28 protein-coding genes and 2 pseudogenes are annotated in these 25,743 nt (G+C 44.8%); 22 read left to right on the top strand and 8 right to left on the bottom strand.

Annotated elements, in window-relative coordinates:
* The first annotated feature begins 89 nt into the window (after positions 1–89).
* The 10 genes from ABD796_RS27890 (at position 90) to ABD796_RS27845 (ending at position 10,143) form a co-directional block, all read left to right on the top strand.
* A complete protein-coding gene (locus tag ABD796_RS27890) occupies positions 90–1,298 on the top strand; it encodes a S1C family serine protease (RefSeq protein ID WP_344914497.1) in 1,209 nt (402 codons plus the stop codon).
* Positions 1,299–1,301: 3 nt separating this feature from the next.
* Positions 1,302–1,469 carry a CxxH/CxxC protein gene (locus ABD796_RS27885; protein ID WP_344914495.1) on the top strand — a complete coding sequence of 56 codons (168 nt, stop codon included), beginning with the start codon at positions 1,302–1,304 and terminating at the stop codon, positions 1,467–1,469.
* 74 nt (positions 1,470–1,543) lie between these two features.
* Complete coding sequence (gene rlmH, locus ABD796_RS27880) at positions 1,544–2,023, top strand: 23S rRNA (pseudouridine(1915)-N(3))-methyltransferase RlmH (RefSeq protein ID WP_344914493.1); 480 nt, start codon at positions 1,544–1,546, stop codon at positions 2,021–2,023.
* 213 nt (positions 2,024–2,236) lie between these two features.
* Complete coding sequence (locus tag ABD796_RS27875) at positions 2,237–3,046, top strand: hypothetical protein (RefSeq protein WP_344914491.1); 810 nt, start codon at positions 2,237–2,239, stop codon at positions 3,044–3,046.
* 387 nt (positions 3,047–3,433) lie between these two features.
* On the top strand, positions 3,434–3,994 hold the full coding sequence (locus tag ABD796_RS27870; protein WP_344914489.1) for a hypothetical protein: 561 nt from the start codon (positions 3,434–3,436) through the stop codon (positions 3,992–3,994).
* Positions 3,995–4,312: 318 nt separating this feature from the next.
* Positions 4,313–5,815 carry an anti-phage protein gene (locus ABD796_RS27865; protein WP_344914487.1) on the top strand — a complete coding sequence of 501 codons (1,503 nt, stop codon included), beginning with the start codon at positions 4,313–4,315 and terminating at the stop codon, positions 5,813–5,815.
* A 120-nt stretch (positions 5,816–5,935) separates the two neighbouring features.
* On the top strand, positions 5,936–6,100 hold the full coding sequence (locus ABD796_RS27860; protein ID WP_344914485.1) for a hypothetical protein: 165 nt from the start codon (positions 5,936–5,938) through the stop codon (positions 6,098–6,100).
* Between the two features lie 19 nt (positions 6,101–6,119).
* Positions 6,120–6,425, top strand: a complete 306-nt coding sequence (locus ABD796_RS27855) for a hypothetical protein (RefSeq protein ID WP_344914482.1) — start codon at positions 6,120–6,122, stop codon at positions 6,423–6,425.
* 304 nt (positions 6,426–6,729) lie between these two features.
* Positions 6,730–8,469, top strand: a complete 1,740-nt coding sequence (locus ABD796_RS27850; RefSeq protein ID WP_344914480.1) for an ABC-F family ATP-binding cassette domain-containing protein — start codon at positions 6,730–6,732, stop codon at positions 8,467–8,469.
* Positions 8,470–8,568: 99 nt separating this feature from the next.
* Positions 8,569–10,143 (top strand): ABC-F family ATP-binding cassette domain-containing protein, encoded by a 1,575-nt coding sequence (locus ABD796_RS27845; RefSeq protein ID WP_344914478.1) that lies wholly within the window; start codon positions 8,569–8,571, stop codon positions 10,141–10,143.
* A 414-nt stretch (positions 10,144–10,557) separates the two neighbouring features.
* Here ABD796_RS27845 and ABD796_RS27840 read toward each other — a convergent pair whose 3' ends face one another.
* Positions 10,558–11,112: a TetR/AcrR family transcriptional regulator gene (locus tag ABD796_RS27840; RefSeq protein ID WP_344914476.1), complete on the bottom strand. Its 555-nt coding sequence runs from the start codon at positions 11,110–11,112 to the stop codon at positions 10,558–10,560.
* A gap of 314 nt (positions 11,113–11,426) precedes the next feature.
* Here ABD796_RS27840 and ABD796_RS27835 point away from each other — a divergent pair, with 314 nt between their 5' ends.
* The 4 genes and pseudogenes from ABD796_RS27835 to ABD796_RS35720 all read left to right on the top strand — a co-directional run.
* A complete protein-coding gene (locus ABD796_RS27835) occupies positions 11,427–12,266 on the top strand; it encodes an SDR family NAD(P)-dependent oxidoreductase (RefSeq protein WP_344914473.1) in 840 nt (279 codons plus the stop codon).
* Between the two features lie 2 nt (positions 12,267–12,268).
* The gene (locus tag ABD796_RS27830; protein ID WP_344914471.1) at positions 12,269–12,940 is read left to right on the top strand and encodes an SDR family NAD(P)-dependent oxidoreductase; all 672 of its coding nucleotides are present in this window, start codon (positions 12,269–12,271) and stop codon (positions 12,938–12,940) included.
* A gap of 77 nt (positions 12,941–13,017) precedes the next feature.
* On the top strand, positions 13,018–13,386 hold the full coding sequence (locus tag ABD796_RS27825; RefSeq protein ID WP_344914469.1) for a DUF6069 family protein: 369 nt from the start codon (positions 13,018–13,020) through the stop codon (positions 13,384–13,386).
* 259 nt (positions 13,387–13,645) lie between these two features.
* Positions 13,646–13,831 (top strand): annotated as a pseudogene (locus ABD796_RS35720) (SMI1/KNR4 family protein); the annotation flags it as partial.
* 228 nt (positions 13,832–14,059) lie between these two features.
* Here ABD796_RS35720 and ABD796_RS27820 read toward each other — a convergent pair.
* Together ABD796_RS27820 and ABD796_RS27815 are read right to left on the bottom strand one after the other, a co-directional pair.
* The gene (locus ABD796_RS27820) at positions 14,060–14,509 is read right to left on the bottom strand and encodes an RtcB family protein (RefSeq protein ID WP_344914617.1); all 450 of its coding nucleotides are present in this window, start codon (positions 14,507–14,509) and stop codon (positions 14,060–14,062) included.
* Between the two features lie 59 nt (positions 14,510–14,568).
* On the bottom strand, positions 14,569–16,026 hold the full coding sequence (locus ABD796_RS27815) for a pyridoxal phosphate-dependent decarboxylase family protein (RefSeq protein ID WP_344914468.1): 1,458 nt from the start codon (positions 16,024–16,026) through the stop codon (positions 14,569–14,571).
* 188 nt (positions 16,027–16,214) lie between these two features.
* Here ABD796_RS27815 and ABD796_RS27810 point away from each other — a divergent pair, with 188 nt between their 5' ends.
* Positions 16,215–16,715: a protein kinase family protein gene (locus tag ABD796_RS27810; protein WP_344914465.1), complete on the top strand. Its 501-nt coding sequence runs from the start codon at positions 16,215–16,217 to the stop codon at positions 16,713–16,715.
* Here ABD796_RS27810 and ABD796_RS27805 read toward each other — a convergent pair.
* Positions 16,701–17,666 carry a helix-turn-helix transcriptional regulator gene (locus ABD796_RS27805; RefSeq protein WP_344914462.1) on the bottom strand — a complete coding sequence of 322 codons (966 nt, stop codon included), beginning with the start codon at positions 17,664–17,666 and terminating at the stop codon, positions 16,701–16,703. The two genes, ABD796_RS27810 and ABD796_RS27805, sit on opposite strands and share 15 nt — an antisense overlap.
* 106 nt (positions 17,667–17,772) lie before the next feature.
* Here ABD796_RS27805 and ABD796_RS27800 point away from each other — a divergent pair, with 106 nt between their 5' ends.
* The 4 genes and pseudogenes from ABD796_RS27800 to ABD796_RS27785 all read left to right on the top strand — a co-directional run.
* Positions 17,773–18,252, top strand: a complete 480-nt coding sequence (locus ABD796_RS27800; RefSeq protein WP_344914460.1) for a GyrI-like domain-containing protein — start codon at positions 17,773–17,775, stop codon at positions 18,250–18,252.
* 23 nt (positions 18,253–18,275) lie between these two features.
* The gene (locus ABD796_RS27795; RefSeq protein WP_344914457.1) at positions 18,276–18,698 is read left to right on the top strand and encodes a DoxX family protein; all 423 of its coding nucleotides are present in this window, start codon (positions 18,276–18,278) and stop codon (positions 18,696–18,698) included.
* A 156-nt stretch (positions 18,699–18,854) separates the two neighbouring features.
* A complete protein-coding gene (locus tag ABD796_RS27790; protein WP_344914454.1) occupies positions 18,855–19,334 on the top strand; it encodes a GyrI-like domain-containing protein in 480 nt (159 codons plus the stop codon).
* A 25-nt stretch (positions 19,335–19,359) separates the two neighbouring features.
* Positions 19,360–19,434: pseudogene (locus tag ABD796_RS27785) on the top strand (phage tail protein); the annotation flags it as partial.
* 239 nt (positions 19,435–19,673) lie between these two features.
* Here ABD796_RS27785 and ABD796_RS27780 read toward each other — a convergent pair.
* Positions 19,674–20,279 (bottom strand): hypothetical protein, encoded by a 606-nt coding sequence (locus ABD796_RS27780; protein ID WP_344914452.1) that lies wholly within the window; start codon positions 20,277–20,279, stop codon positions 19,674–19,676.
* A 162-nt stretch (positions 20,280–20,441) separates the two neighbouring features.
* The gene (locus ABD796_RS27775) at positions 20,442–21,353 is read right to left on the bottom strand and encodes a helix-turn-helix transcriptional regulator (protein ID WP_344914450.1); all 912 of its coding nucleotides are present in this window, start codon (positions 21,351–21,353) and stop codon (positions 20,442–20,444) included.
* Between the two features lie 100 nt (positions 21,354–21,453).
* Between ABD796_RS27775 and ABD796_RS27770 the strand changes: the two genes are divergently transcribed.
* Entirely contained in the window at positions 21,454–21,921 is a 468-nt protein-coding gene (locus tag ABD796_RS27770) for a VOC family protein (RefSeq protein ID WP_344914448.1), read from the top strand.
* A gap of 97 nt (positions 21,922–22,018) precedes the next feature.
* On the top strand, positions 22,019–22,591 hold the full coding sequence (locus ABD796_RS27765) for a YdeI/OmpD-associated family protein (protein WP_344914446.1): 573 nt from the start codon (positions 22,019–22,021) through the stop codon (positions 22,589–22,591).
* A gap of 87 nt (positions 22,592–22,678) precedes the next feature.
* On the opposite strand, the gene ABD796_RS27760 is transcribed toward ABD796_RS27765, so the two are convergent.
* Together ABD796_RS27760 and ABD796_RS27755 are read right to left on the bottom strand one after the other, a co-directional pair.
* Positions 22,679–23,542 (bottom strand): helix-turn-helix domain-containing protein, encoded by an 864-nt coding sequence (locus ABD796_RS27760; protein ID WP_344914444.1) that lies wholly within the window; start codon positions 23,540–23,542, stop codon positions 22,679–22,681.
* Positions 23,543–23,570: 28 nt separating this feature from the next.
* Entirely contained in the window at positions 23,571–24,314 is a 744-nt protein-coding gene (locus ABD796_RS27755; protein ID WP_344914442.1) for a phytanoyl-CoA dioxygenase family protein, read from the bottom strand.
* 429 nt (positions 24,315–24,743) lie between these two features.
* Between ABD796_RS27755 and ABD796_RS27750 the strand changes: the two genes are divergently transcribed.
* Positions 24,744–25,547: a sugar phosphate isomerase/epimerase family protein gene (locus tag ABD796_RS27750; RefSeq protein WP_344914440.1), complete on the top strand. Its 804-nt coding sequence runs from the start codon at positions 24,744–24,746 to the stop codon at positions 25,545–25,547.
* Positions 25,548–25,743: the final 196 nt, after the last annotated feature.

Below are 25,743 nucleotides of genomic sequence, written 5' to 3'. Positions count from 1 at the left end.
ATAGGTCGCGAGACGTAAAAACATTCCTCTTTTTTCCGGTTGGAAATCGAGTGGAAATAGAGTGAAGTCACCCGAGAGGAGAAGCGGGCATGAGCTTGTTTGATGATGATTTCTACACGACGAAGCTGCCCCGAAGAACCCGCTGGACGCATGACGGCTCGGAGCTTTCGTCCGTCAGGCGGAGCCGGAACGCACTTCCCGCAGTCATGCCGATTGCCGGGGCCGCTGCCGTGCTCATGCTGGGCTCGATCCTGATCTGGAGTGGCTCGAATCGGCATGATCCGGTTCAACCGGCTGCCGTTCCCGTCATGTCCACCGGCAACAGCTACCAGTTTATGGAGGACCAGGTCGTCCGCGCCGTGGAACAGGTGAAACCTGCAGTCGTCAGCATTATTAGCGCGATCAAGGAGGACGGTACCACCGACACGAAGAGCCTGGGGATCGGCTCCGGCGTGTTGTTCCGCAAGGACGGCGACAGGGCGTACATCGTGACCAATAACCATGTGGTGCAGTCGGCGACGCAGATCGAGGTTATTCTGGCGAATGGGGAGCACCGCAAGGGAAAGCTGAAGGGCAAGGACCTCATTACCGATCTGGCGGTAATCGAGATCCCGTCCGGCGGCATCCAAGAGGTTGCCGAATTCGGCGATTCGGGCAAGCTGAAGGCCGGGCAGACGGCGATTGCGATCGGCAGCCCGCTCGGTTTGCGGTTTGCGCAAACGACGACGGTCGGCGTTATCAGCTCGCCGCACCAGAAGGTGCCGATCTCGTTTGCCGGGGACGGGAACTACGACTGGGAGATGGATGTGATCCAGACGGATGCCGCGATCAATCAAGGCAACAGCGGCGGAGCCTTGGTCAACCTGGAGGGCAAGCTGATCGGCATCAACAGTATGAAGGTGGCGGAGAAGGGCGTCGAGGGGCTAGGCTTTGCCATTCCGATCAACTCCGCCAAGGAGACGATCGAGAGCTTGATGAAGTATGGCAAGGTGAAGCGTCCTTATCTGGGCATTACGACCGAGCCGCTGCGGGCGTACAAGGGAACGGAAGTGTTAAAACTTCCGGATTCGGTCAAGAATGGTCTTATCGTCATCGATGCGATCGGGCCTTCCAAGGAAGCCGGGCTTGCCACCAATGACGTCATTACGGAGCTGGACGGGAAGCCGGTGTACGACAATATTACGCTGCGCCAATATTTGTACGGGGATAAGAAAATTGGCGACAGCATCAAAATTACGTATTACCGGGGCGGGAAGAAAGCGATCGCCACGGTTCAACTGAGCGAGAAAGAGGACTAATCGATGCTTGTCGTATGCAAGGAGCACGTAGAGCTGGCCATTGACATCTTCGTCGACGAATATGAGGAAGCGCCGGACATTTACGATTTGAACGAAGTCCGCTTTACCGCATGGGAGCCTCCGGCTACGTGCGAGCGGTGCGGGAATAAGCCGCAATATTTGGTGATTTGAGGGAACGGGGGCCTGCGAAGGGCTCCTTTTTCTATTAATGGTTGTCATTCGGATCGAAGAGGAGATAAGGGCACGTGCATATTCAGATTGTGGCCGTAGGGAAGCTGAAGGAAAAATATTGGACGGACGGCATCGCGGAATACGCGAAGCGGCTGGCGCCGTATGCCAAATTGACCATCACCGAGGTGGCCGAAGAGAAGGCGCCGGAGCGGATGAGCGAGGCTGAGGAGCAGCAGGTGAAGCAGAAGGAGGGGGAGCGGATCGCGGCTGCGCTCAAGCCCGACAGCTATGTCATCGCCATGGCTATCGGCGGACATATGTGGTCGTCCGAGGAGCTGGCCGGCCAGTTGGACCGGCTCGGGACGTATGGCAAAAGCCACGTCACCTTCCTGATCGGCGGCTCGAACGGGCTGTCCGACGATGTGCTGAAACGCGCCGACGCCAAGCTGTCGTTCGGCCGTATCACCTACCCCCACCAGCTCATCCGCCTCGTCCTCGTGGAGCAGGTTTATCGGGCTTTTAAGATTATGCGGGGGGAACCCTACCATAAGTGACGGCGAAAAATTGGTTTGTCGATGGAATACAACGTGAAATAATACGCCTCTGAGACCATTGGTTTCAGAGGCTCTTAGTTCTTTATGACTAAAGGTTTGTCCACTATTTTCCATGTGTATGGTATGATTAGATAGGGTAAGCGGTTTCGGATACCAGGCTGTAAAATGAATGGTATTCACAAAGTTCGTGAACACGATGTGGAGGTCGTTCTTTTGACTACAGAACAAGTTAAATCCTGCTTTGTAATTATGCCAATTGCAGACACTGATGGCTATGAGAAAGGGCATTTTAGTAGAGTATATCATCATATAATAAAGCCCGCTTGTGAAATGGCTGGTTTTATTGCGACAAGAGCTGATGATGTGAAAAACACAAATATGATAATTCTAGATATTATAAAGAAGATTGTAAATGCAGACATGGTTGTATGTGATTTAAGTTCGAGAAATCCTAATGTAATGTACGAGTTAGGAATCAGGCAAGCATTTAACTTGCCAGTTGCACTTATTAAAGATTCATCAACCAATAGGATATTTGATATTTCATCATTAAGAGATGTTGAATATGATAGTAGTTTAAGAATTGATACCGTTACAGTTGCAGTTGCAAACATATCGAATGCAATAACAGCAACATATGAGAATAAATCTGATACAAACTCTTTAATCCAATTATTAGGGATAAATGCAGCAAAAATACCGGATAAAATGGAATTAAACCCTGATACAAGTATATTATTAAACGCAATAGAAGGACTGAGTCAAAGCATTAGAAACAGTATTGAAAATACTGAAACAAGAAATGAAAAGGAAATAAATAGAGGGACAGTAATTAAAATGAAAGAAAATGTTGTAGAATATCTTGATTTTAAAAAAAACATAGGACACCGTGTGTTTCATGAACGTTTGGGTGAAGGGGTTATTGTCAACGCTCAAGACGATAGCATGGATATATCTGTTGAATTTAATGACAAGACAGTAAAGCGTATAGGAGCGCCATATAAAGGATTAGATTATATTTAGTTCTAAAATTTATATGTAAGCTAAATTTATTGTAGGCATTAACTTCTGATAACACCGGACTCACGCTGCACGACTGTCGCCGCTGGGTCCGGTCTGAGGTTTTATGCGTCTGACATGGTGGAGCAGGTGTATCGGGTAATTAGATTAATTGGGGGAAGCTTGGGGAAGGTGTTGGACGTGTGGGACATAGTGAGTATGAGCCTTTAAGACATTTGTTTTGTATCGCATCAAGTTTAGAATGCTGTAACTATTTCCCATCGGTGAGATATGATAAATGGAGTAAATGGAGATAGTCTCACGTACTAGGAAAGTGCAACTTAGTCTTAACCATAGTTTAAGTCTCGTGGATATCAGAAACACAAGTATCCTACGTGTAGGAGAAATGAAATGATTGATAAACATCGTATAATAGATCGTATTAATAATTTGAATGAGGAGTTTCTTGATCACCTCAATGAGATTGTTGATAGATATGAAGAACAGCATAATAAATTTATGGAAGAAACAAGTGGAGAAAATAACTTTCAAGTTATACTAAGAGCTCATCTCTATATTGAGTTTGAAATGAAGGAATTATTACACATTAAATTAAAACACCCTCAAGAGCTTGGAGAGCAAGTAAAGTTTTCAGATACGTTAAGAATTTCACTTGCTATTGGAGCAATTCCCTTGGAATTAAAAAATGCAATTAGTTATGTTAATAGAATTAGAAATAAATTCGCTCATGATTTAAACTATCAATTCAACGAGGCGACACACAAAAAGTTTATAGATAATTTCAGTAATGATATGAAAAATGATTATTTAAGGAGACTTGAGAAAAATATTGATAATGGATTCCTGACAACTAAATTAAAGGAAGCATTATTTACAGTTTGGTTTGTCTTAATTGATTTAAGACTAGTAAGTGATGAAATACGTGTAGAACTAAAGAATCTCTATAAATAAATCAAGTAAAACAAAAACGTTCGAGCCAATGGTGGCTTGATATCGGGGGTATGGGGCTTCTATCCCATTACACCAGGTGAGCAGCGTTTCCATCAGCTGATGCGATTTTTTTCATTTTGGTCAAGTTGTCTGGGGCTCAAGAAGAATCGGGGAACTGTATTATAGGTGACGGCGATAATTGGAACCGATAAGCTTCGAGGTGCTTGTATAAGCACTAATCTATGCCCACTGAAATTGGGATGGACATATTTATTATTTCCCTTGTAAAGTAACGAACAATATTTTACTATTAGGGAATATGTGTGAAGGGGGATAGCTATGCTTATTAATAGATTCCTAAGACTTCATAACTTCACTGAACATCCTTTTACTAAGGTGGCTGGTGAGAAGGAAGAATTACTCCAGTTATATTTTGTGGAGCCCAGATATTTCTCTGAGGCGCTTGGTGACGCGAATCACCCTAAATCTTATGTTATTTTTGGTCCTCGTGGTGGTGGCAAAAGTGCTATTCGATCGATGATCGAAGTATACACTAACTCAGAAAAATTTGAAGAAGACATTGGCGGGAAAGTACTGTCTATTACATACGATGATTTTACGGCATTAAGACTGGGACAGCTGAACACAATAACTTTAACGGACCACGTTAATGAGATACTCAAAAGAGGCGTTGCAAAATTAGCATTTTCTCTAGTAGAACAAGGGCTTGTCGGGGAAGATTTGCCTGTCGAGAGTAGAGGCCTGCTTCGATGGTATATTGATGAATACATGACCGATCTTTCGAGATTAGAACTTGATAGTATATTGAAGGCGTTAGAAAGTAAAAGTGAGAAGATAACAAATATAATTTCAAATGTCGTGGAAATATATAATGCTCTAATTAGCGTTTTAAATTTAGAAAGAATTGATCCTTCGAAGCCAACAGAAATACCAAAAGCCAGACGTGATGCAATTAGTTCTATTCATGTAATGGAGACATTCACGAAACTTGCTGATGATGCCGGATATAAAGCAGTTTACATTTTAGTTGATAAAATTGATGAGACTGGTTATACGGGTGGGCAAAGTAATAAAGCTGCGAAGTTAGTCCATCCTTTATTAACAAATATTCGATTGTTGGAAATTGCCCGTGGAGCATTTAAATTCTTCTTGTGGGAGAACGTTAAGTCACATTTTGGCGAAGAGTTACGTACCGATCGAATTAAAATGAAGCCAACCGAGTGGACTGATAATGATTTAGAAAGAATGTTGATTGCTCGAATAGGCGCATATAGTTTAAAGCGAGCAACAATTGATTCTGTGTTTAAAGATGAAATTAAAGCTGAAGTCATCACCATGTTAGTTAAATTGTCATTTAAATCACCAAGAGATCTCAATCGTCTAATGGAATCGATTTTTGCTGAAGCCGCTGTTGAATCAACCGATGACGATTACAAAATTGGTCGAAATGCTGTTATAATAGGCATACGTAAATTTGCGGAAGAACGTTCTGAGGAATTGTACGGAAACGAAGTTGTAAATCGGGTTGTGAGAATGAAAAAACAGGTCTTTACTATTCCCGATGTGGCTGCTACATTTAAGATTACTGGCGGTAGGGAGACTAGTGAAGTCGAAACTACACCTGATAAAACCGCAACAAACAGGGCAAGGAATGTAGTGGTAAAGTGGAAAGCATGTGGAATTATCGAACAATTAGAGTCAGGCATACAAACAGATCACACAGGTAGAAGAAGGCCTGTAAACCAATATGGAGTAATTGACCCGAGGGTTGTATATTTGATGAACCCAGACTCGTTTATGCGGCAGATGGTCATAGTATAGTATCTCTTTTTTTAATGATAATACATAACGTTTGATTGAGCGCTGGGGCTTTCCCGAATTAAGGGAAAGCTCCTTCCGTTATTGGATTTAAAAGAAAGGGCTTCGCTTATAGAATGCTTCTTGATTTTTTTCATTGAAGGCCGATTCGCGGACTCCACTTCGGCGCTCCGCCGCTACAGCGAGCTTCACCGGGAGGAACTGGGCCGCGAGTACTGCTTCTTTCACACGTCTCGTCCCGAGCTGATCGCCAGAGAACGGTACGTCGGCGTTCGGGGGCCGCGATGATTTTCGCCGAGGATACGGATTGCCTTTCATTCCTGTCACCATTCACTTTCGGGGCCGGACGCTCGAACTGGTCAAGGTGCTGCTGGACACCGGCTCGGCGAGCGCGCTACTCAAGGCCGACATCGTGGGTGAAATCGGCATTGTTCCTAGTAGTGGCACTGCCATGGGGAGCATGACATGCGAGACAAGCAACTGTTTTGATGGAATGAGCGAGCTGGAGGAGCTCTCCGGAGACATTCTGGCGGTTCCTGTACCAGAGGAGAAGCGAGAAGAGGTCTTCGAGGAGACTCGCAAGGCGATCGAGCTCATGAAGCAAGGCAAGTAGGTACCACTCGACACGAAGCGCCCGGCCTCAAAGTCCCGATTGATGTAAGCGCAATGTAGACAACTTTTATATACAGCTACGCAAAGAAGGCACCTGATCGGGTGCCTTCGATTTCGCTCTATAGATGACATGGTGCACCTTTTCATAAGTAATCATCAGAAGGCATTCCCGCCCTTATCCTTATTTGAAAATGGATTTGAGATTTGTTGTAAACAGTGCTACGCTAACAACGGCGAACTTATAATCTATGCGCTTCCAGACATCCAATAGTGGTCACCAATTTAGCTACATGAAAGGTAACACGATGATCAAAGTTGAAAACTTATCCTTCACCTTTCCGCAAAAAGAGCTATATACAAACATCTCCTTTACGCTCGAAGAGGCACAGCATTGCGCTTTTATTGGAACAAGTGGCAGTGGCAAAAGTACACTGATCGATATACTGATGGATCCGGAACGATATTTGTTCGAGGGCAAGTTAGAGATCGACCCAGCCTGCAAAATCGGGTATGTAAGTCAGTTCTCTCAACTAGACAGAACGAAAGAAACAACGGTTTTTGAATATATCGGAGAACCCTTTATTAAGGTACAAGATGAGATCCAAGCTATTTGTGCTGAAATGGAAACAGCTTCTGACCTTGATCCGATCCTAGAAAAGTATCAAGAAGCTTTAGATGCTTTTGAGGCGATGGGCGGGGGAGATTTTGAAAGCAACATTAATAAGAAACTCAATCTAGCAAACCTTATGAAGCTAAAGGATGCTAGGGTATCCGATCTGAGTGGCGGGGAATTCAAACTCGTTCAAGTGATGAAGGAGATGCTGAATAGCCCAGACGTAATGGTTATGGATGAACCAGATGTATTTTTGGATTTTGAAAATCTAAATGCGCTCAAAAATCTGATCAACGCGCACAAAGGCATCCTGCTAGTGGTTACGCACAACCGGTATTTATTGAATCATTGCTTTAACAAAATTATTCACCTTGAAAATACGGAGCTCCAAGAATTTGATGGGCGGTATATCGATTATCATTTCTCCTTACTTCAGACCAAAATTGAGTTACAAGAACTCACAGTAGCTGAGGAAGAAGAGCTTGAGCGAAATGAGAAAATCATCAATCATCTAAGAGCTATTGCAACTTATAATGCAGATGCTTCTAAGGGCAGAGCGTTAAAAGCTAGAGTTAGCTATCAAGAGAGATTGGAAGCACGTAAAATTAAAGCTCCGTTTGTAGCTATAAAGCAGCCGACGATCCGTTTCAGTATGGAAAATGAAATGGAAGATACCACTGTTATACAGGTCAGTAATTATAGTGTTGCCTTTGATGAGTTGCTGCTAGACAATGTTAGCTTTGAGATCAAATCTACGGATAAAGTGGCCATTATCGGACCCAACGGTACTGGCAAAACGACTTTACTTCGAGAACTCTTTAACAATAAGCACGCTTCAATTGAAATAAATGCGGATGCTAAAGTGGCTTATTTATCACAGCTTCAAGGTGAAGTGCTTAATGATTCTAATACCATAATAGAAGAGTTCATCGATGCTGGGTTTGACACTTATGATGAGGTTAGATCGTACATTGCGAACTATGGCTTTGAAGGAGAAATCGTTAATCAGAAGATCGCATCGTTGTCTGGCGGAGAGAAAAATTTGCTTCAAGTGGCTAAAGTCGCTGCCAGTAAAGCAAATGTATTGCTTCTTGATGAACCGACGAGTCATTTGGACATCTATGCACAAATCGCGCTGGAAAAAGCCATTGAAGACTATAAAGGCGCGATTGTCATGATCTCTCATGATTTTTATTCGGTTGTGAATGGGATGGATTATGTACTAATTATTGACGATAAGACGATTCGAAAAATGAGTATACGGAAATTTAGACAGATGATTTATGCTCGTCATTTTGATAAAGACTATTTAGAAACGGAACAAAATAAAAAATCAGTTGAAATGAAAATCGAATTGGCTTTAAAAGAGACTGATTTTGAACGTGCCAAAGGATTAGTTGATGAGCTGGAAGCGCTAATTAAGCTGCTTTAAATGACAATCCTCTTATAAAGACGCTGATGGATTGAGAATCTCAGTGTCTTTTTTACTGTAGCCTATTGAACTATAACGTTGGCCAGAAGGGTGATAACCATGAGCGTAATACGGCTGGAGAACGTCACGAAGAAGTATGAAGAGTCCATGATCTTTCGCGACATTTATTTTCGAGTGATGCAAGGGGAACGGATCGGCCTCATCGGACGGAACGGCGCCGGCAAGTCGACGGTATTTAAGCTCATCATGGGCAAGGAAGAGCCGACGTCCGGTAAAGTGGAAATAGATCCTCAGGTGAGAATCGGGTATTTCTCTCAGTTCTCAGAGCTCAGCGGAAGCTTGTCCGTTCAACAAGAACTAGAAGCATGCTTTAAGCAGGTTGCCCTTATTGAACAAGAGTTACAGGAAGTCGGAGATAAGCTTGGTGTGGTGACCGACGATCGTGAGATGAATGCGCTGCTAGCAAGGCAAGCGGAGTTATTCGAACAGATGGATCATCTCGATGGCTGGAACGTTTCCGTCGAGATCAATACGGTGCTTACGAAGCTAGGGTTCAATGACAGAGCTCGCAATCAGCCCATCGATGAGTTGTCCGGGGGATGGCGTAACCGCGCGGCGCTCGCGAAGATGCTAATCGAGCTGCCCGATGTCGTTCTGCTCGACGAGCCTACGAATTACTTGGATATGGAAGGGATCGCATGGCTGGAACAGTGGTTGTACCGATTCAAGGGAGCCATGATTCTGGTGTCGCATGACCGGCAATTCATCGACAAGGTGGTCACGCGCACGATCGAGATCGAGAACTATCATTTCCAGGAATACGAAGGCAACTACACCGATTACGTCCGTAAGAAGAAGATGCGCAAGAAGGAGCTGGATCGCCAGTTCGAGTGGGAGGAAGAGCTGCTGCTCATGGAATCCGAGGCGATCGACGATCGCGCGAGCCGGAAGTCCGGTTCGAAAGACCGTCTCTCGCGGAAGCTGGCGGATAACAAGAAGCGGGTAGAGCCTCATCCCGTTAACGTGCTGATTACCGATATCTACGAGAGGTTGCGCTTTCCCGACAAGCTATGCGAAGTGAAGGCGATCGGGCAGACCTACGAGGGCAGGCAGATCTTCGAGAACGTAAGCTTCGATATTCAGAAGGAAGATCGCTTGGTCATCGTGGGACCGAACGGAAGCGGGAAGTCCACGCTCATTAAGGCGCTTACCGGGCAGGAGAAGCCGGATTCCGGGGAGGTTGTCTGGGAGAAGGGAGTCAGCTACGCCTACTTCAACCGGATGTGGGAGGAGCTTGACCCTAAGGATACCGTCAGCCACGCGGTGAATACGTATGGATTGGGACTGGACGCTCCACGTAAAAAGGTGAACAAATTCCTGGCTATGCTGCAATTCTCGGAGGCGGATCTGAGCAAAGCGACCGGCCATCTGTCTGGCGGGCAGAAAGCTCGGGTGGCACTGGCGAAGTGTCTTCTCTCGGGCGCAGCTGTAATTATCTTGGACGAGCCGACCAACCATCTGGACCTCACGAGCATACAGGTTATGGAGCAAGCTCTGATCCATTTTCCCGGCGCGGTCATAACGGTAAGCCATGATCGATTCTTCATCGATAAGATCGGGACCAAGATGCTGACCTTCGATCCGGTAACGGGAGTGACCGAACAGAGCTTGTAAGAGAGAAGTCCCACCATAATAGCCACAACTGAGTTTAACGGGAATAACGGCTTTTTTGTTTTGGAGCTTCGATGTTAGACGGTAGCAAGCAGTAATATAATAAGCTATGCAAAGCAGGCACTCCACTGAGTGCCTTTAATTTCGCCCTACTTGTGATACGCTGAACCTTATCATAAGTGACGGCCAAATTTTGTGTTGAGAAAACCTTGTAGGCACTCTAAATTTGAGCGTAATGCTCAAGTGAGGGGGTGCTTTTTTTTAACCCGATAGCTGTCTAGGCAGAGCGACTCGAAGGAGTTGTGATCGGTTGCGATCATGATGGTCTTTCCTTAATTTTCGCCGATGCTCCCGTTAAGCTGAAACCGTATCCTAAGTAAGTCGAACGCTCGCATATCGGTGGGTTGTAAGTACGAATTAACTTTTCCCAACAACCATATCGGTAACTCGCTGAGCGGTTTCTTCCTTTGTTAAATCTAATTTACCAGTCGTCCATAAATAGCCGGCTTCAACTACTATATTTGCATAAATGGGCGCATAGAAACTAATTTCCGACTCATCATTTACACCAATCAAACGTTTTGATAAATAGTCCCTCACTGCATTAAATATCCTCTCTTTTAATAGAGGAATCATTTCGAAGTAGCTATTTCGACATGGGAAATCCGGTTGTTGGTTAACTTCACATACAGCAAAAAAGAGTTGAGTGATTATTTCGCGATTAAACTCCTGACTACTGTTCGCTGTATATTTTTCAATCATTCCCGAAGCCGAGTCGCCAATTATATGATCCAATAAATCATATTTGTCTTTAAAATGGGCATAAAAAGTAGTGCGATTTACATGAGCTCTTTCGGTTAAGTCCAAGATCGTGATCTGCTCGAAATCCTTTACATTTGCCAATTCAATAAACGCATCGATAAGTGATTTTTTGGTATGCGTGATGCGAATATCCCTCGCCTTAGTTCCCAATTCGTTCACCTCTCATCCCGACAATTTCATGGTTTTGTTGCTACAGCGACATCCTACTTTTATTGTTGATTGTCCCACATTTGAATAGGGAGTATGTTTATTAAAGCAACACGCGTTGGTTATCATATCACAATGATAGAGCATCTAAAAGGTACTGCGAGGCACTTTTGTTAATTATGCCTCTGGCAGCTTGGTTCCATGCAAGGCGTAAAAAATGTTCAGCCTTAACGATGAACTTCAATTTAGTGGTATTTGCAAATTTGTTGGAATTGGTCAGATACAAGCTGATTGTCATTCTCGAGGAGGTAGTAAATTTGAAAACCATACTTGTAACAGGTGGATCGGACGGTATTGGAAAAGGCGTTGCCATGCATCTTTTAAGAAGCGGGAATCAGGTAATCGTTGTAGGGAGTTCCGCTACGAAAGGCCGCTCCTTCTTAAATGAGGCCAAACAGATCGGTGCAGGAGAACGAGCAACATTTCTTCAAGCAAACTTAAGTTTAGTATCGGAGAACAAGCGAGTGATTGAGGAGGTCCAAACGCGGTTTGCTTCTTTAGATAGTGTCATTTTTTGTGCAACTTCACATACGACAAGAGAACAATTGACCGAGACTGAAGAAGGATTTGAATTTAATTTTGCATTATCTTATTTAAGCAGATTTGTTCTGAGCTTCGGGCTCAAAGAAATGCTTGAGAAAGCAGCAAAGCCCGTCATTGTTAATGTTTGCGCACCAGGAATGAACGGAACGGTTAATTTGGAGGATATCCAAAACAAAAGAAATTACAACGGAGCAAAAATAAAATATCACGGTAGTCGGTTAAACGACCTTCTTGGCGTTGCCTTTTCCGATTTGAATTATGGAAAGATCAAGTATGTGCTATTTAACCCATGGGCTGTTCAAACAAAAGGCTATTTGGATTCAATCAAAAATCCGATTAATAAGGCGCTTGCAAGGGTGGCTTTTAAATTGATCGGCAAACCAGTTGAGAAGGCGGTTCTCCCGATTATTGATCACATTGAAGCCCCGCCTGCACAAAAATTGTCCGCGTATATCCAACGAAAAGAAGTAAGTCTCTCTAAGAATACGTTTAATTTAGACAATGCTCATCAGCTTTACCAAAAAACATTGCATTTGATGAAAGGGGAAAAATAAGGATGAAAACGATCGTAATCATTGGGGCTGGACCAGGGCTAGGCTTATCCATCGCTAAAAAATTCGGGGCGAATGGGTTTCAAGCTGCGCTAGTCGCAAGAAATGCCGAGAAATTATCTCTTATGGTGTACGAGTTGAAGGCATTAGGAATCAACACTAAGTATTATGTAGCGGATATTTCGGAATTACCTGCACTTAAAGCGGCGATTGATGCTATCAAGCATGATTTTGGTTCCATTGATGTGCTCGAATTCAGTCCGTATGCGGGACCGCATCAATTCCGAAATGTCATGGATACGACGCCAACGAATGTGTTAGAGCAGATAAACGGGCACTTGCTCCCTGCCATTCTTGCTGTGAACGAGTGGCTTCCAGACATGATTCAGCAGGGGGCTGGCGCCATTTTGTTTACGACAGGGATATCCGCTATGCAGCCGATCCCTATGATCGGGAATGTAGGTATCGTGATGTCAGGTCTTCGTAATTATGCAACAAACTTGCACAATGAACTTAAAGAGAAGGGAATATATGTAGGGCATCTTTCCATCGGCACATTGATTCAATCAGGTACAGCGGGAGATCCGGATCGTATTGCGGACGTTTGGTTTGATATGTATGAGAAGCGGGATCATTTTGAAAATGTATTTCCAGAAGGGCTGTTCCAATCTAACTAAAGAACGAAAATTACAAGACAGAAGGGGTTGAAGCTGCATTGACCAAGTCATTGCGAACATCGAAGAGATTGCCTCTTATGAGCTACGTGTGGAAGGCTCTCGTCGCCGCCTTTCTAGCTACGGTGATTAATGTCATCCTATTCTATATCGGAGATGCCAATGGGGCGTTCCCGGAGCAGATTATGGTTATGTCAGACAAGCCACTCGGAATTTCCAATGTCATCACGTTGTCCATCATCGGCACGGTCATTGGCATCGGTATTTTCGCAGCACTGGGAAGTGTTAAGGTATTCCGAATCATAGCCGTAATCGGATTGATCCTCCTTATTTATACACCGTATTTCGTTGAGGGCCGTACGACCTCATTCATTATTTATCTGGAACTCATGCATCTTGTTGCAGGTGTCATTACGATTTGGAGCGCCTCACGGAAAGTGAGATCGTAACAGGGATTCAACGACGAATTCGTTAAGCTGAACCTTATCATAAGTGACGACAGTTGAGCATTATAGACAGTAACTGGGGAGAGCCATGTTGTTGGGCTTGCAAACGCGATTTTAACATTAAGTATGATTTGAACAAGCCCAGTGCTACACGTGAAGATATAATAAAGAATTGGGGCACTGATGCCAGTAATTTTCATGTGATAAAATAGGATGAAAGTTGGCAATTAAACAGCTGTAGGGTGAGGAGTGGTGGGTAAGCCGGTTTCCCCACAGACTAGACTTGTTCGTTCCGGATAGTGATGAGCTTTATTTTTTTGATACGTCTTCCAAAGATGAACAGGGTGAATTTCCCATTATGTGTTATGATCTCATGAATGACTTGATCGACACGTATGCTTCGACGTTTGCGGAGTTTTTAGAACGGTTGATTGACGAGCGTTCTTAAATAAGAATACATCTTCAATTGCAGCTTGAACATCCAGGGTCCCGTTGTCGCGGTGCCCTTCCCTTGCGGCCTTGGCATCCTTCATTATTGTGATTCGGAAATGGTGAGTCGCATGCGGTCAATCGTGCAAACTCGCTTTGAACCATGATCGGGGCATGCTGGAATAGGCTGCCCCGATTGGACGGATTTCGCTTGATTAGTTTGGAGGGTAGCACACCAATAGGTTACTTACCCTTTCACGGTTGCAATCGGAGCCACTTCGGCCACAATCGTAGCCATGCCATGATCCACATGCGACTGTATAACCGGTGTAATATCTTTGTAGGCGTAAGGCGCTTCTTTCTTCAATTCTTCTTCCCACTTTTTCAAAATATCGCTCCGTCCGCGCAAGTCCGCCCGCTTGGGATCAATCGGATTGATGACTCTGAATTGGGCCAGAAATTCGCGAAGCTTGGCATCGTCCACTTTAGCCGCATCGCCGCGCGAGAGTGCACGACCTGCGCCATGGCTGGCGCTGAATAAGCTTTCCCGATTACCGAGTCCCGCCAAAATAAAGCTGTGCGCCCCCATGGAGCCGGGGATGAACACAGGTTCGCCCGTATATTGAAACGGTGTGCCCATCATTTGCTCGGCTGATTTTGCCGTACATGATCCTTTGCGATGCAGAAATCCACCCACTTGCTCCAACGTTCTTCCCATTGTTTTGATGAGACCAGAACCGTGTAACCAAAGGTCAATCAAGATATTGGCTTCGAACCCATACTAACGAGCACACGCGCGACTGCGTTAATAGTCGCATGCACATCGGAGTCCGACGTGCGCCAGTTAACAACGCTGATTCGCATTGCACGACGTCCTTTCCAAACGGTCCCACTAAAAAATGCCGTTCCTTCCGCGTTGATAGAGGCAATCACTGAGGCGGTGTGTGCGTCGTGATCTTCTTCAGATGCATTGGGCTTAGGGGACAGGAACCTAACCAGTCCTTGGTTCAGCGTAGGTGCGAAAACCAGTTCGGCACCATGCAACGCGGCGATACCGTTTGCAAGCGCTGCGGCATGGGCACAACTCCGATCAATGAGATCGGCCACGCCATGTCTACCGAGCTCGCGAAACGCCGCATAAACCGCAAAGCCTCGTGCGCGTCGAGTCCAATCAGGCGTCCAGTCGATTTGATCGCGCGTTGTCGCATCATGGGTCAGGTAGTCTGCGCTAATCACCATTGCCGCGCGATGTGCATTAGAGTCCGTAATGAGGGCAATTCCCAGGTCCTTCGGTGTATTCAGCCACTTATGCGCATCCGTCGCCCATGAATGCGCCATTTCGACTCCTGTCAGTTTACTCCGGTGTTGCCCACTTGCACGCGCCCAAAGTCCAAACGCACCGTCAATATGCACCCATGCCCCCGCTGTTCGCGCGATGGGGATGAGTTCACTGAACGGATCGATCGCGGCAACATTAAGATCAGCTGCGTCAAGAATAACAATCGTTGGGCTGTCAGAAACTCTAAGCGCTTTGAATAGCACATCTGCTGTGACACGCGCGTCTGCGTCGGTTGTGAGAGGAACCAGGGCAGCAGTTCCGATGCCGAGGAAACGTAGAGCTCGTTCGATACTTCCATGGCGTTGTTCCGATGCCAGAATACGTATTGCGGGGGCTCCGGTCAACCCGTCTTTCTCTACATTCCAACCCCTATCTCGAAGGAGCGCGTGACGCGCTGCGGCAAGGCAGGTGAAGTGCGCCATCTGACAGCCTGTGGTAAAAGCGAACGAAGCTGTACTAGGCAGATCAAGCACTTCTTTAATCCAGCTTCCGGCAACCTCTTCCACAACAGAAGCGGCTGGCCCGCAAGCATAAAGGGCGGCGTTATTGTCCCATGTGGAGGTGAGCCAATCTGCTGCAAGTGCTGAAGGCAGCGCGCCGCCAATCACCCAGGCAAAAAAGCGTCCCCCTGCAGAGCCTAAATGTCCTCCCTCAGTGGCAGCCACCAAATCGTCTATTACGCGTTCGGCGGGAATGCCGTCATTACCGAGAGGAATGCCTAATCGACGCCGTAATGTATTTGTGTCTGTAGTTGCGCTGACAGACCGCTTGTCCAGTTTATTAAGAAAATCAACGGCATGAGCCTGTGTACGCTCAAGCAGAGCATGGAAATTCGACACTCCGATTTCAATACCGTTTTGTGTGTTATTGGTCATAAAAAAACCTCCATGTAATAGATGAGCTTAATACAAATTCATTATAACTCGACAACTATTTTGAAATGTTGCTCATCCATTCGAACATTATTCCTTACACCGTATCGTTCATGAGCGTTCCTATATTCTTCTCTTTCGTGAAACTTTTCAAGATTTCTTACAAGGATAAACTATATCGTGAATTTCAGATGCTTGAAACATTGAAGGATGTAATACCTGTTCCCAAAGTGTTGGAATTTTGGGATGGGGATGAAATTATTACTGGAGCATTGCTTCTTTCGGCGATTCAAGGCATACCTTGTACAGAAGATATTGATGAGAAACTATCTTTTCAAATTGGCGTGTATCATGCGATGCTTCATGAGGTTAAAACTCCAGGTTACGGTTACCATGTGACTGATGGATTTAAGAATTTCGATCCAAATAATTGGAGACTACATATCAAAGGTAATTTTGAAAAGTGGAAAAAGCCTTGCAAAGAGGCTCTCGATCCGGAGCTGGTAAATGATAACAAGGTCACTGGCATTATTGATTTCGAGAGTGCCCGTGGTGGATCCTCTGAAATAGACTTTACAAAAATCAATCGATATATTTGGGGAGTAAACCCGAGAACAAAGCTATTGATCAAGACCATTGAATCGCAGGATATGAACCTTTACCACAATGGGTCATTTTTACTTATTTCCTAAACCAACCATTCTCTCCTTTAAAACCTCCACTATCTCTTTCGGCATTTCCCTAATCTTGATATCCCCGCCTAAGAAAAGCAGCCAATTTGTTATTTCTGCCAATTCATCCGAATGAAGAACATCGATAAACGTCTTTAAAATAGCCGTAGTTTGATAAGGATTCGTATATGAAATTGTGATTTTTAAAGGATGGTACTTTTTGAACTGGGCAATCGCCTTGGGACCAAGTTCGAGAACTAGGTTGATGGCTTCTTCCTGCGTACTTAGTTGTTCTACAATCTTCTTCTTGCTTATTCTTTTTTTCTCAGGGTATGGTTTGACATCGGTAAGATTGTCGACAGGGATGATCCGCCTCTTCTCCTCCTCTAGGTCGAAGCCTTCAATTTGCCAAGAGCTTTTTTCACGATATAGCCGCATGAGATAGATGGGGTAAGATTTGATTTCCCTTTCTTCTTCGACGGAAACCACTAAGTAGCGGTCTACAAGAAGAGTTTGGATGAATTGTTCTAACATCGGATGCGGCAGGTCTGACAGATCAAGCAGGTCAGGATTGTGGGGATTGGTACCTTCGAAGAGCAAGATTTGATTTAACAGAACAAGATCATCTTGCTGGTTTTGAGAGATAAGGCCGAGCAGCTTCTCCGCTAAAGAATGGCGACTCTTGAGATAAGGGAGTTGCAGATTTCGTGTGGCCATGAAGGCGATAAAAAGGGCCTTAATCTCATTATCGGTAAAGCGGACAGTGGGCAGGACGGAGTTGTTCATCACAAAATAACCCCCGTCCCTCCCGACTTCGGCGACTAGAGGCATTCCCATCGCTTCAATTTCCCTGATGTCTCGAATTGCCGTCGAACGAGAGATGTTAAACTCTTGCATGATTTCCGAAATGGTAAAATGGGCGCGGTTATTGATATACCGCATGATGATGTTAATCCGTTCTACTTTTTTCATCGGGCCCTCTAAACAGTATCATATTTTGACATGATTTATGATTATTATAAATCCATCAAGTAGAAAAACAAAATGACTTGATCAAATCAAAAAAGGAGCTGGGATAATGGCAGCATATACCCTTGAGGAAAAAGACGGCTTTGTCGTTCTAGGTATTGGAACGGAACTGAAGAGCGATTACACGGACTATGCGGGCATGAACAAGGAGAAGGAAAGCTTTTGGCGGACAGTGGAGCAGGATGGAAGGCTTGATACTTTAAAGGCGATCGCGGCGAACGAGTACATCTTTGCTGTGAACGAACTGGTAAACCGCAAGCGGATGTATTATGCCGGTGTCATGACAGAAGCATTGGTACCGGAAGAAGACAGAGTGATCCAATTCCCTAAGGGACAATACCTCGTCATTAAAGGCGAAGGAAAGACGGCTGATGAGTTGAGCAGCACGCTTACCGGCATTGCCTTTGGACAAGTCCTGCCGGAATCTGATAACTTCGCCTATGTCGGCGGGCCTAATGCAACGGTTGTAATGGGGAATAGAGACGGCACTGTGTATGGTGAAATGTGGATCCCGGTTATAAAGAAATAAACGAGATCAAAGGAGGCTTGGGAATGAGTATGATTACCGGCAATGAAAAAATCGCGGAGGTTGAATCTCGTCCTATTGGAAGGACGGCCGTTTATTGGACCGTCACCATCATTCTCGCAATCTCATTAACTTTAAGCGGGATCGGGCAATTGATGCGCTATGGTGGCAATGTGGATTTAGTGACCAATATTGGTTTTCCTTTATATGTCACGAACATTCTCGGAGCTTGGAAATTGCTTGGCGTCATTGCGATCGTCATGCCAGGTTTCCCTCGGCTTAAGGAATGGGCTTATAGCGGTATCTTTTTTCTAATGACGGGTGCGGCCTTATCCCATGCGTTCGCTCATGATTACGGCGATGGCGGATTCCATGTTATTCTTCCGCTCTTCTATGCCGCGCTTAGCATCGCCTCCTGGGCGCTGCGTCCGAAAAGCCGCATACTCTAATGGGAAGTGAAATGAATTCCAGCCCAGCGACTCTGATAGACTTTAGTTACCTAAGGCAATAATATTAGGTAAGGGCGCTGTAGGAGAGTGGTTATGATTGACCTATTAAGTGAATAAACAAATCAAATTAATCAATTCAATAAAGGAGCTGGGATTATGGCAACATATACTTTTGAGGAAAAAGACAGCTTTATCGTTCTTGGTATTGGAACGGAGCTGAAGAGCAATTATACGGATTATGCCGGTATGAACAAGGAGAAGGAAACCTTCTGGAGGTCAATGGAGCAGGATGGCAGGCTAGACACGTTAAAGGCCGTTGCTGCGAACGACTATATCTTTGCTGTAAACGAAGCGGTAAATCACAAGATGATGTATTATGCTGGCGTCATGACAGATTCAACGGTACCGGAAGAACACAGAGTAATCCAATTCCCTAAGGGACAATACCTCGTCGTTAAGGGTGAGGGGAAGACAGCTGATGAGTTGAGCAGTATGCTTACTGGCATTGCCTTTGGTCAAGTCTTGCCAGCAACTGATCATTACGCCTATGTAGGCGGGCCCAATGCAACGGTTGAGATGGGGAAGCGAGACGGCTTCGTGTATGGTGAAATGTGGATTCCGGTTGTGGAAAAGTAAATGAGATCAGCAAGAGGAATGTGGAATGTCCCCGATCGTTGATTATAACAATGTGTCTACAGTTGGTTTAGAGTCTTCACCAGTAGCAGAAGCAGAAGCAGCACCATATGACAAGTCTGTCTGACCCTGCATGTGTAGCATTTAAGTGAGCGAAAACAGGAGACCGTTTTCGCTCACTTTACATGGTAACAGTCGCGAAGTAAAGGTCAAAAAAACCTTGCTGTATGCGGTTTTCAGAGTACAAGCCCAGGCATACTCTTTCATTGCGTGACAAGATAAACAGCGTATATTCGGATAAATGATTGAGTTACTCGCATGCACTTTGCAAAAAACAGCTTATTAGCCGTATGTCAAATTATATTTTTCCAGCATTTTCTTAAACGCCTCATCTTTACGTTTGCTGCCAAAAGCGCCGCTCATTTGTTTCATGCCCTGTTTTTGCGCAATAAATTCCAAATCTTCAACCTCTGGTGGAGTAGCGCAAATTCCAAATGATTTTAGATTTGGAATTAAAGCGACATTAGAAATATCAGTCAGACGCTTACACCCATCAATATTCACTCGTTCTAAGCTATGGCAATCTTGAAGATTAGGGAAATAAGTAATCAGAGGATAATTACAAATACTTAAATCGTTTAGACAATGAAGTTCAGCAATAAAATCAAGATTATCAACCCATCTGCGCAACCTTCCATTTAGAAATAATTTTTTCAGCTTTAGAAGTTTTCCTAGAGCTGAATAGTCACCAATCTTCCCGCCATAGATATCCACTTCTTCTAAACAACTACATTCCAAAAGAAAATCTAGGTTTGTTAGTTTTTGCTCTTCAGCCCATATTTGAACTCTCGTTGTTTCTGAATGTGTTTTAAGAAGAGCAAAATCCTCTTCCGTAAAGGATTGAAGAACAACGCCTGTTTTTTCATTATAATAGCTTTTTTTTGACATAAAAAGAAAGCACCTCAAAATATTAAATTTTCTGCGTTAGGCTTTGTTGTGTACTATAAGATACAGAGTTTACTTCAGTCAATAGAGTGGCGAATAGGTCATGCTCGGGTTTGGAAGCGAGTCGGGTAGACAAGCTCACGTCTACGTTATATGGTTCACCTTTCAACAATAGTTCTCCATCATTTTATTTAAAAAATTGCGAAAGTCTTCCATGTAGGCTCTCGGTTCTACGATTTTTAGATTTGTACCGAAACTTGCTAAAAATTGAAATCCCGTATTGTTTTGAGGGACATAAATGGTTGCTAATAAATAGTCGGGACTATAGGTTTCAATACTCTTTCGTCCGTACCTTTCAATGAATTGATCTTGTATGCCAGGCGAAATCAGCGCCTTGACTACGACTAGTTCCGGTTGATAACTTGCTTCCTGCCCTTGCTCCAACAAATCGTCTCTAGGGCTAAACGTTTGTTCATTCATATTAAGATGATCGATCCGGGATAGTTTAAACGTTCTATTTCCCATACGTTGTAAACAGAATCCTTTCAGATACCAACTCGTTTCGCTAAAATGAAGCTGATAGGGCTCGACCGTTCTTTTCGTCGAAGTGCCATTTTTATCTATATAATCGAATGAAATTAATCTTCTCTTTAATATGGCTTCCTGACATGTCTTCAAGGTTTGACGAATCTCAGACCGACCCTCCCAATCATAAAAAGACAGTTGAATTGAACCTTTCGGAGCCAATGGGCTAACCATGGCTTCTATTTTTTTGATCGTTATTTCAATTTCTTCGCTAATTAGAATTTGTTCCAATCCGCCGAGCGCAGTCAATATATTCTCTAGGTCGGAGCTGCTTAAAAGACGTTTATCAACCTTGTATTCATCCATAATGCCGTAGCCGCCATGAACTCCATTGACCGAATAGATCGGGATGTTTGATAAACTCAACGTTTCCATATCGCGAAGAATCGTTCTTTTGGAGACGTTAAATAATTGCGCGAATTCTTTGCTGGAAACGACATCTTTTTTCAGCAAGATCATAATGATAGAGATTAGTCTCTCAACCTTTTCCATCGGTTCCCCTCTTTTTTCTACTTCAGTATGAAATGGTGACATATAGTTGTCACCTATTATGTATTATACTACATTTATAACAAGAAGGAGGTTATGCTGTATGTCAGCTATTGCCTATTTAAACTTTGATGGAATTGCAGAACAAGTGATTGAATTTTATTCGAAGGCTTTAAACGCAATTGAAGTAAAAAAAGCGAAATTTGGGGATATCCCGCAAGATCCAAACTACCCCATGCCGGAAAATGAGTTAAATATGATCATGGAGTCCTCCATAGAATTCGCAGGCGGGAAAATCATGATGTCGGATATTTTGCCTTCCATGAAGGCGGTAACTGGCGAGCTGGTGAAAGGGAATAATATTCTGATTAGTCTGGTCATGGACGATAAGGAAAAATTGGAAGAATACTTTAATCAGTTGTCCCTTGGCGGCCATGTCATCATGCCGTTATCCAATACTCCTTGGTCTTCGTGCTTTGGAATGCTAGTTGATAAGTTTGGAGTAAATTGGAAATTTAATAGCGACGCAGATCAGTTTCTTGATAACGTAATCTCCAACAAACAACAGTAATCATGATAAAAATAGCAATTTCCAAATCAAATGTTGAGAAAGTAAGGATGAATTAACGGATATATGATAAATATGGAAAGGAAATTCTAATTCAAATATGGAAATGGATCATTTAATTCCTGTAAAATCGAGAGAAGAGTTGAGGTTTTGGCTACAGGGAAATAGTAAGACTGAAAAATCTTGTTGGGCCTTGGTCAGTATGACGCCCAAATCGGATACGCTCTTCTATTTGGACGCGGTCGAGGAAGCTTTGTGCTTTGGATGGATCGATGGAGTCAAGAAGAAAATATCTGAAACGGAGCTGGCTCAGAGACTGTCCCCTCGAAGCAAAAAAAGCTCATGGACGGAATTGAATAAAGAACGTGTCCGCCGCCTCGAAAAGTTGGCGTTGATGACAGACGAAGGAAGAAAGGTGCTTCCTGATATGGATTACGATTCTTTTCGAATCGATCCGGTTATAGAGCAAAGGCTGAGAAAGGAAAAGCAAGTATATGAGAATTTCAAGGCATTTCCGGATCTGTATAAAAGAGTTCGGATCGACACGATACAAAGCATAAAAAAACAACCGGAATTATTTGAGAGCAGACTAGACAAATTCATAGCAAACACGAGAGAAAACAAAATGTACGGTCAATGGAATGATAATGGACGTTTACTCCATGGGTTATGATAAAAATTATGGAAAAGCAAAAAAACCTCATCTTGGAGGTTTTTTGTCTATAATGCTTAATTGCGTGCGGGCCATGCACTTTCGCAACTACCGCCCTTGCTGCTGGTACTGTCGGGGGGAGCAGCCGTATTTGCTTCTGAACACCCGCTCGAAGTGGGTCAAGGTGCGGAAGCCGGAAGCGTAGCAAATATCGGTTACCGGACGATCAGAGGCAAGCAGCAGTGCAGCCCCGAATTCAATCCGCAAGTTTTGCAGGTAATGCTGGAATGTAAGCCCAGTCGTCTGCCGGAAGCACGTGCTAAAGTATCCGGGAGCGAGATTGGCCTCTCTGGCGGCATCCTGCAGACGCAGCGGTTCTCGGAAGTGATGATGAATGAAGGGAAGGGCGTTCGCAATCGCGACGTGACTCGATGTCGAAGCCTCTACCGCCAATAAGTTCCGATCGGCCGAGCTGATCTCCCGCTGGCGCAGCAGTTCGATCAGTATGCGTTCCAATGCGCCTTTTACCATCAGCCGTTGGGCGGTTTTCGGTTCCCTTACTTCCCGGTCGATAGTCTTATATTCCTGCTCCACCCGCAGAAGCGCATCTTCCTCCAGACGGATCATCCTGCTTGCATTACCGTAAAGCAGTAATTCGCGCAGCTCGCCGACAAGCATTTCCTCCGAGAAGATCACATTATACACGTGCAGAACGGAATCCGGGTCCGGATATATTTCGTGGAAATCCGCCGGGGTAAGCAGAAATAGACTGCCTCTCTCCAGAGGATGGGCCACTCCGTTCAAGACGTTCGATCCTGTTCCTCCCGTGATGACGCACATTTCATAAAACTCGTGCCAATGAAGCGGAGACGGCTTCGTCAGCCGCTGTACAAAGATGTTGAACGACCGGTTAAGCTCCATATACTGCTCATTCAACAGTCGTCTAGGCTGAGTTCCATTCTCTCGCTTCATCGGTTCATTCCTTTCCGCTCACAGGAGTCTATACGTTCTCAAACTTGCTTCCAGCTATATCCCGCCCTCTGGCAAGCCATACCTTGTGATTCTCATTACGCTCCGGAATGACTCGCGTTTCCGTAGAGAAATAACGCATCGTATAGCCGCATCTGCGGTGAGGGCTCGTATTGGCCTTTGCGCCATGGATGATCCGGCTGTCGTGCAGCGAGCATTCGCCCCGCTCCAGTTCAAAGTAGACGGCTTGCGAATCGTCGATATTTTTCACTTGCGACTTGAACAAGTTCGTGCTTTTGTCCACGGCCTCGTACTCGGAAAACCCGTTGTTATGAGTGCCGGGGATGACGCGCATGCAGCCGTTCTCCTGATTGCTGCGGTCAATGGCCAGCCAGACCGTCACGATGTGATCGAAGCTGCTCACGCGGCCTTTCCAGTAGGCGGAGTCTTCGTGCCATGGAGTTGCGCGTCCCACCACTGGTTCTTTGCTGATGAAATGGCTTGACCACAACCCGATGTTTGGACCGATGATCGGTTCTACCAGATCCAGCACCTCATCGGCGAGCAAAAATTCCAACAGCCGTTCATCACGGAAGTGCGGGGTATCCAGCTCATCCGACAGCTTCGTGCCCTTCAAGGCCAGCTGCTCCTCGAAAATGTTCGTCAAGCGATTCAACTTTTCTTCAGAGAAAAGCGGCTTTTTGTACAGATAATAACCATTATGATTATAATAGGCCGCGTCCTCCGGAGATAGCAAGCTTTCTTTGTTTTGCATGAACATCGCCTCCACCAATCGATTATAGGTACAACTCTACTGTAGCAAATCGGGTGAGGCAGACGCTCATCTTTCCATACGGAATACTAAGCGTATCTTCAGATGGTTGTCGATGAAAGTGTAAAATCCGATGCCTATTGACGAACGTTCATCGCAGCTTCTTTATTTTTTACTCGTATTCGTTATAAAGAAGCCGTGGATCATATTTTCTTTTTTAGTCGCAGAGGATCATCGCATCTGAAGATAAGCCAATAAAGTCGAAAGAAAAGATGAGAATACCCATTGACGGGCAGTTATACTAACGGAGACTTCATCTATCATGATTCGGACGTATACATGATGAACGCAATCACCCGGAAGATACGAAATTTTAGCAAACCCTGTAAACGATTTTTGAGGAACACTCTATAAAGGAAAGAGGCTAGTAAAATGCAATTGCTCAGCTTTAAATCTTTATGGGACATGACTGGAACATTGGAAGAAAAATTAGAAAAAATCGCGGAGGCTGGGTACGGTGGAGTCGAATTCACGCTCCCATCCCAAGACAAACATAAGCATTTCCGCGAACTCCTTGAGCGATACAATCTCGCATTTATTGCACAGGTCGTCACACGGGATGACCATATTTCATCATTCGAATCGCTTGCTAGACAAGCAGCGGAATTTAATCCGGTAAAGATTGTTTCGCATAGCGCAAAGGATAGCATGTCCTACGAGGATCAACTGCGCTTTTTTGAGAAAGCACTTGCCGTCGAGGAGGCAATTTCTATTCCGGTTGCTCATGAAACGCATAGGGGAAGGGCGATGTTTACGCCATGGGCAACCTCGAAGCTACTGCACCAATTTCCCGAGCTGAAAATTACAGCAGACTTTAGCCATTGGTGCTGCGTATGCGAATCGCTGCTCCAGGATCAATCAGACCATATGTCGATTGCGCTTGATCGTGCTATTCACATTCACGGGCGTGTTGGATACGCGGAAGGGCCTCAAGTCGCTGATCCGCGAGCGCCGGAATACTCCAGAGAAGTCAGATCGTTCGTCAATTGGTGGTTGGAAATATGCAAGCGACGTGCGTCGGATGGCTATGCAATCATGACGTTTACACCGGAATTTGGCCCACCGGGTTATATGCATACACTGCCGTTTACAAACCAGCCCGTTACGGATGTTTGGGATGTAAACAAGTGGATGAACCAGTTCTTTTCCGAAAAATATAGAGACGTGTTCGAATGATGCACTCCCTCACATGCTGATTTTGAATATTTCGAAACCATAACGTGCCGCGTGTTTACAACTACGAAATAACGCATTCCAGTCCCCGTCTGATCATCAGGTGGGGACTATTTTACGCTAACCTTCTACCGTTTGGCGGACAGGGTGTCGGATAGGACCATATCTTGACACCTCGATTTGCTACTACAACATATCC

Source organism: Paenibacillus hodogayensis (assembly GCF_039536325.1).
In the GTDB taxonomy this organism is placed as follows: Bacteria; Bacillota; Bacilli; order Paenibacillales; family NBRC-103111; genus Paenibacillus_AB; species Paenibacillus_AB hodogayensis.
The sequence above is the reverse complement of the archived record's forward strand: the minus strand, read 5'-3'. Positions and strand labels throughout refer to the sequence as shown.

Coding starts and splice junctions, on each gene's coding strand:
- ABD796_RS27890 (WP_344914497.1), top strand. CDS start 90: ATGAGCTTGTTTGATGATGATTTCTACACGACGAAGCTGCCCCGAAGA.
- ABD796_RS27885 (WP_344914495.1), top strand. CDS start 1,302: ATGCTTGTCGTATGCAAGGAGCACGTAGAGCTGGCCATTGACATCTTC.
- ABD796_RS27870 (WP_344914489.1), top strand. CDS start 3,434: ATGATTGATAAACATCGTATAATAGATCGTATTAATAATTTGAATGAG.
- ABD796_RS27865 (WP_344914487.1), top strand. CDS start 4,313: ATGCTTATTAATAGATTCCTAAGACTTCATAACTTCACTGAACATCCT.
- ABD796_RS27850 (WP_344914480.1), top strand. CDS start 6,730: ATGATCAAAGTTGAAAACTTATCCTTCACCTTTCCGCAAAAAGAGCTA.
- ABD796_RS27845 (WP_344914478.1), top strand. CDS start 8,569: ATGAGCGTAATACGGCTGGAGAACGTCACGAAGAAGTATGAAGAGTCC.
- ABD796_RS27830 (WP_344914471.1), top strand. CDS start 12,269: ATGAAAACGATCGTAATCATTGGGGCTGGACCAGGGCTAGGCTTATCC.
- ABD796_RS27825 (WP_344914469.1), top strand. CDS start 13,018: ATGAGCTACGTGTGGAAGGCTCTCGTCGCCGCCTTTCTAGCTACGGTG.
- ABD796_RS27815 (WP_344914468.1), bottom strand. CDS start 16,026: ATGACCAATAACACACAAAACGGTATTGAAATCGGAGTGTCGAATTTC.
- ABD796_RS27810 (WP_344914465.1), top strand. CDS start 16,215: ATGCTTGAAACATTGAAGGATGTAATACCTGTTCCCAAAGTGTTGGAA.
- ABD796_RS27805 (WP_344914462.1), bottom strand. CDS start 17,666: ATGAAAAAAGTAGAACGGATTAACATCATCATGCGGTATATCAATAAC.
- ABD796_RS27800 (WP_344914460.1), top strand. CDS start 17,773: ATGGCAGCATATACCCTTGAGGAAAAAGACGGCTTTGTCGTTCTAGGT.
- ABD796_RS27795 (WP_344914457.1), top strand. CDS start 18,276: ATGAGTATGATTACCGGCAATGAAAAAATCGCGGAGGTTGAATCTCGT.
- ABD796_RS27790 (WP_344914454.1), top strand. CDS start 18,855: ATGGCAACATATACTTTTGAGGAAAAAGACAGCTTTATCGTTCTTGGT.
- ABD796_RS27780 (WP_344914452.1), bottom strand. CDS start 20,279: ATGTCAAAAAAAAGCTATTATAATGAAAAAACAGGCGTTGTTCTTCAA.
- ABD796_RS27775 (WP_344914450.1), bottom strand. CDS start 21,353: ATGGAAAAGGTTGAGAGACTAATCTCTATCATTATGATCTTGCTGAAA.
- ABD796_RS27770 (WP_344914448.1), top strand. CDS start 21,454: ATGTCAGCTATTGCCTATTTAAACTTTGATGGAATTGCAGAACAAGTG.
- ABD796_RS27765 (WP_344914446.1), top strand. CDS start 22,019: ATGGAAATGGATCATTTAATTCCTGTAAAATCGAGAGAAGAGTTGAGG.
- ABD796_RS27760 (WP_344914444.1), bottom strand. CDS start 23,542: ATGAAGCGAGAGAATGGAACTCAGCCTAGACGACTGTTGAATGAGCAG.
- ABD796_RS27755 (WP_344914442.1), bottom strand. CDS start 24,314: ATGCAAAACAAAGAAAGCTTGCTATCTCCGGAGGACGCGGCCTATTAT.
- ABD796_RS27750 (WP_344914440.1), top strand. CDS start 24,744: ATGCAATTGCTCAGCTTTAAATCTTTATGGGACATGACTGGAACATTG.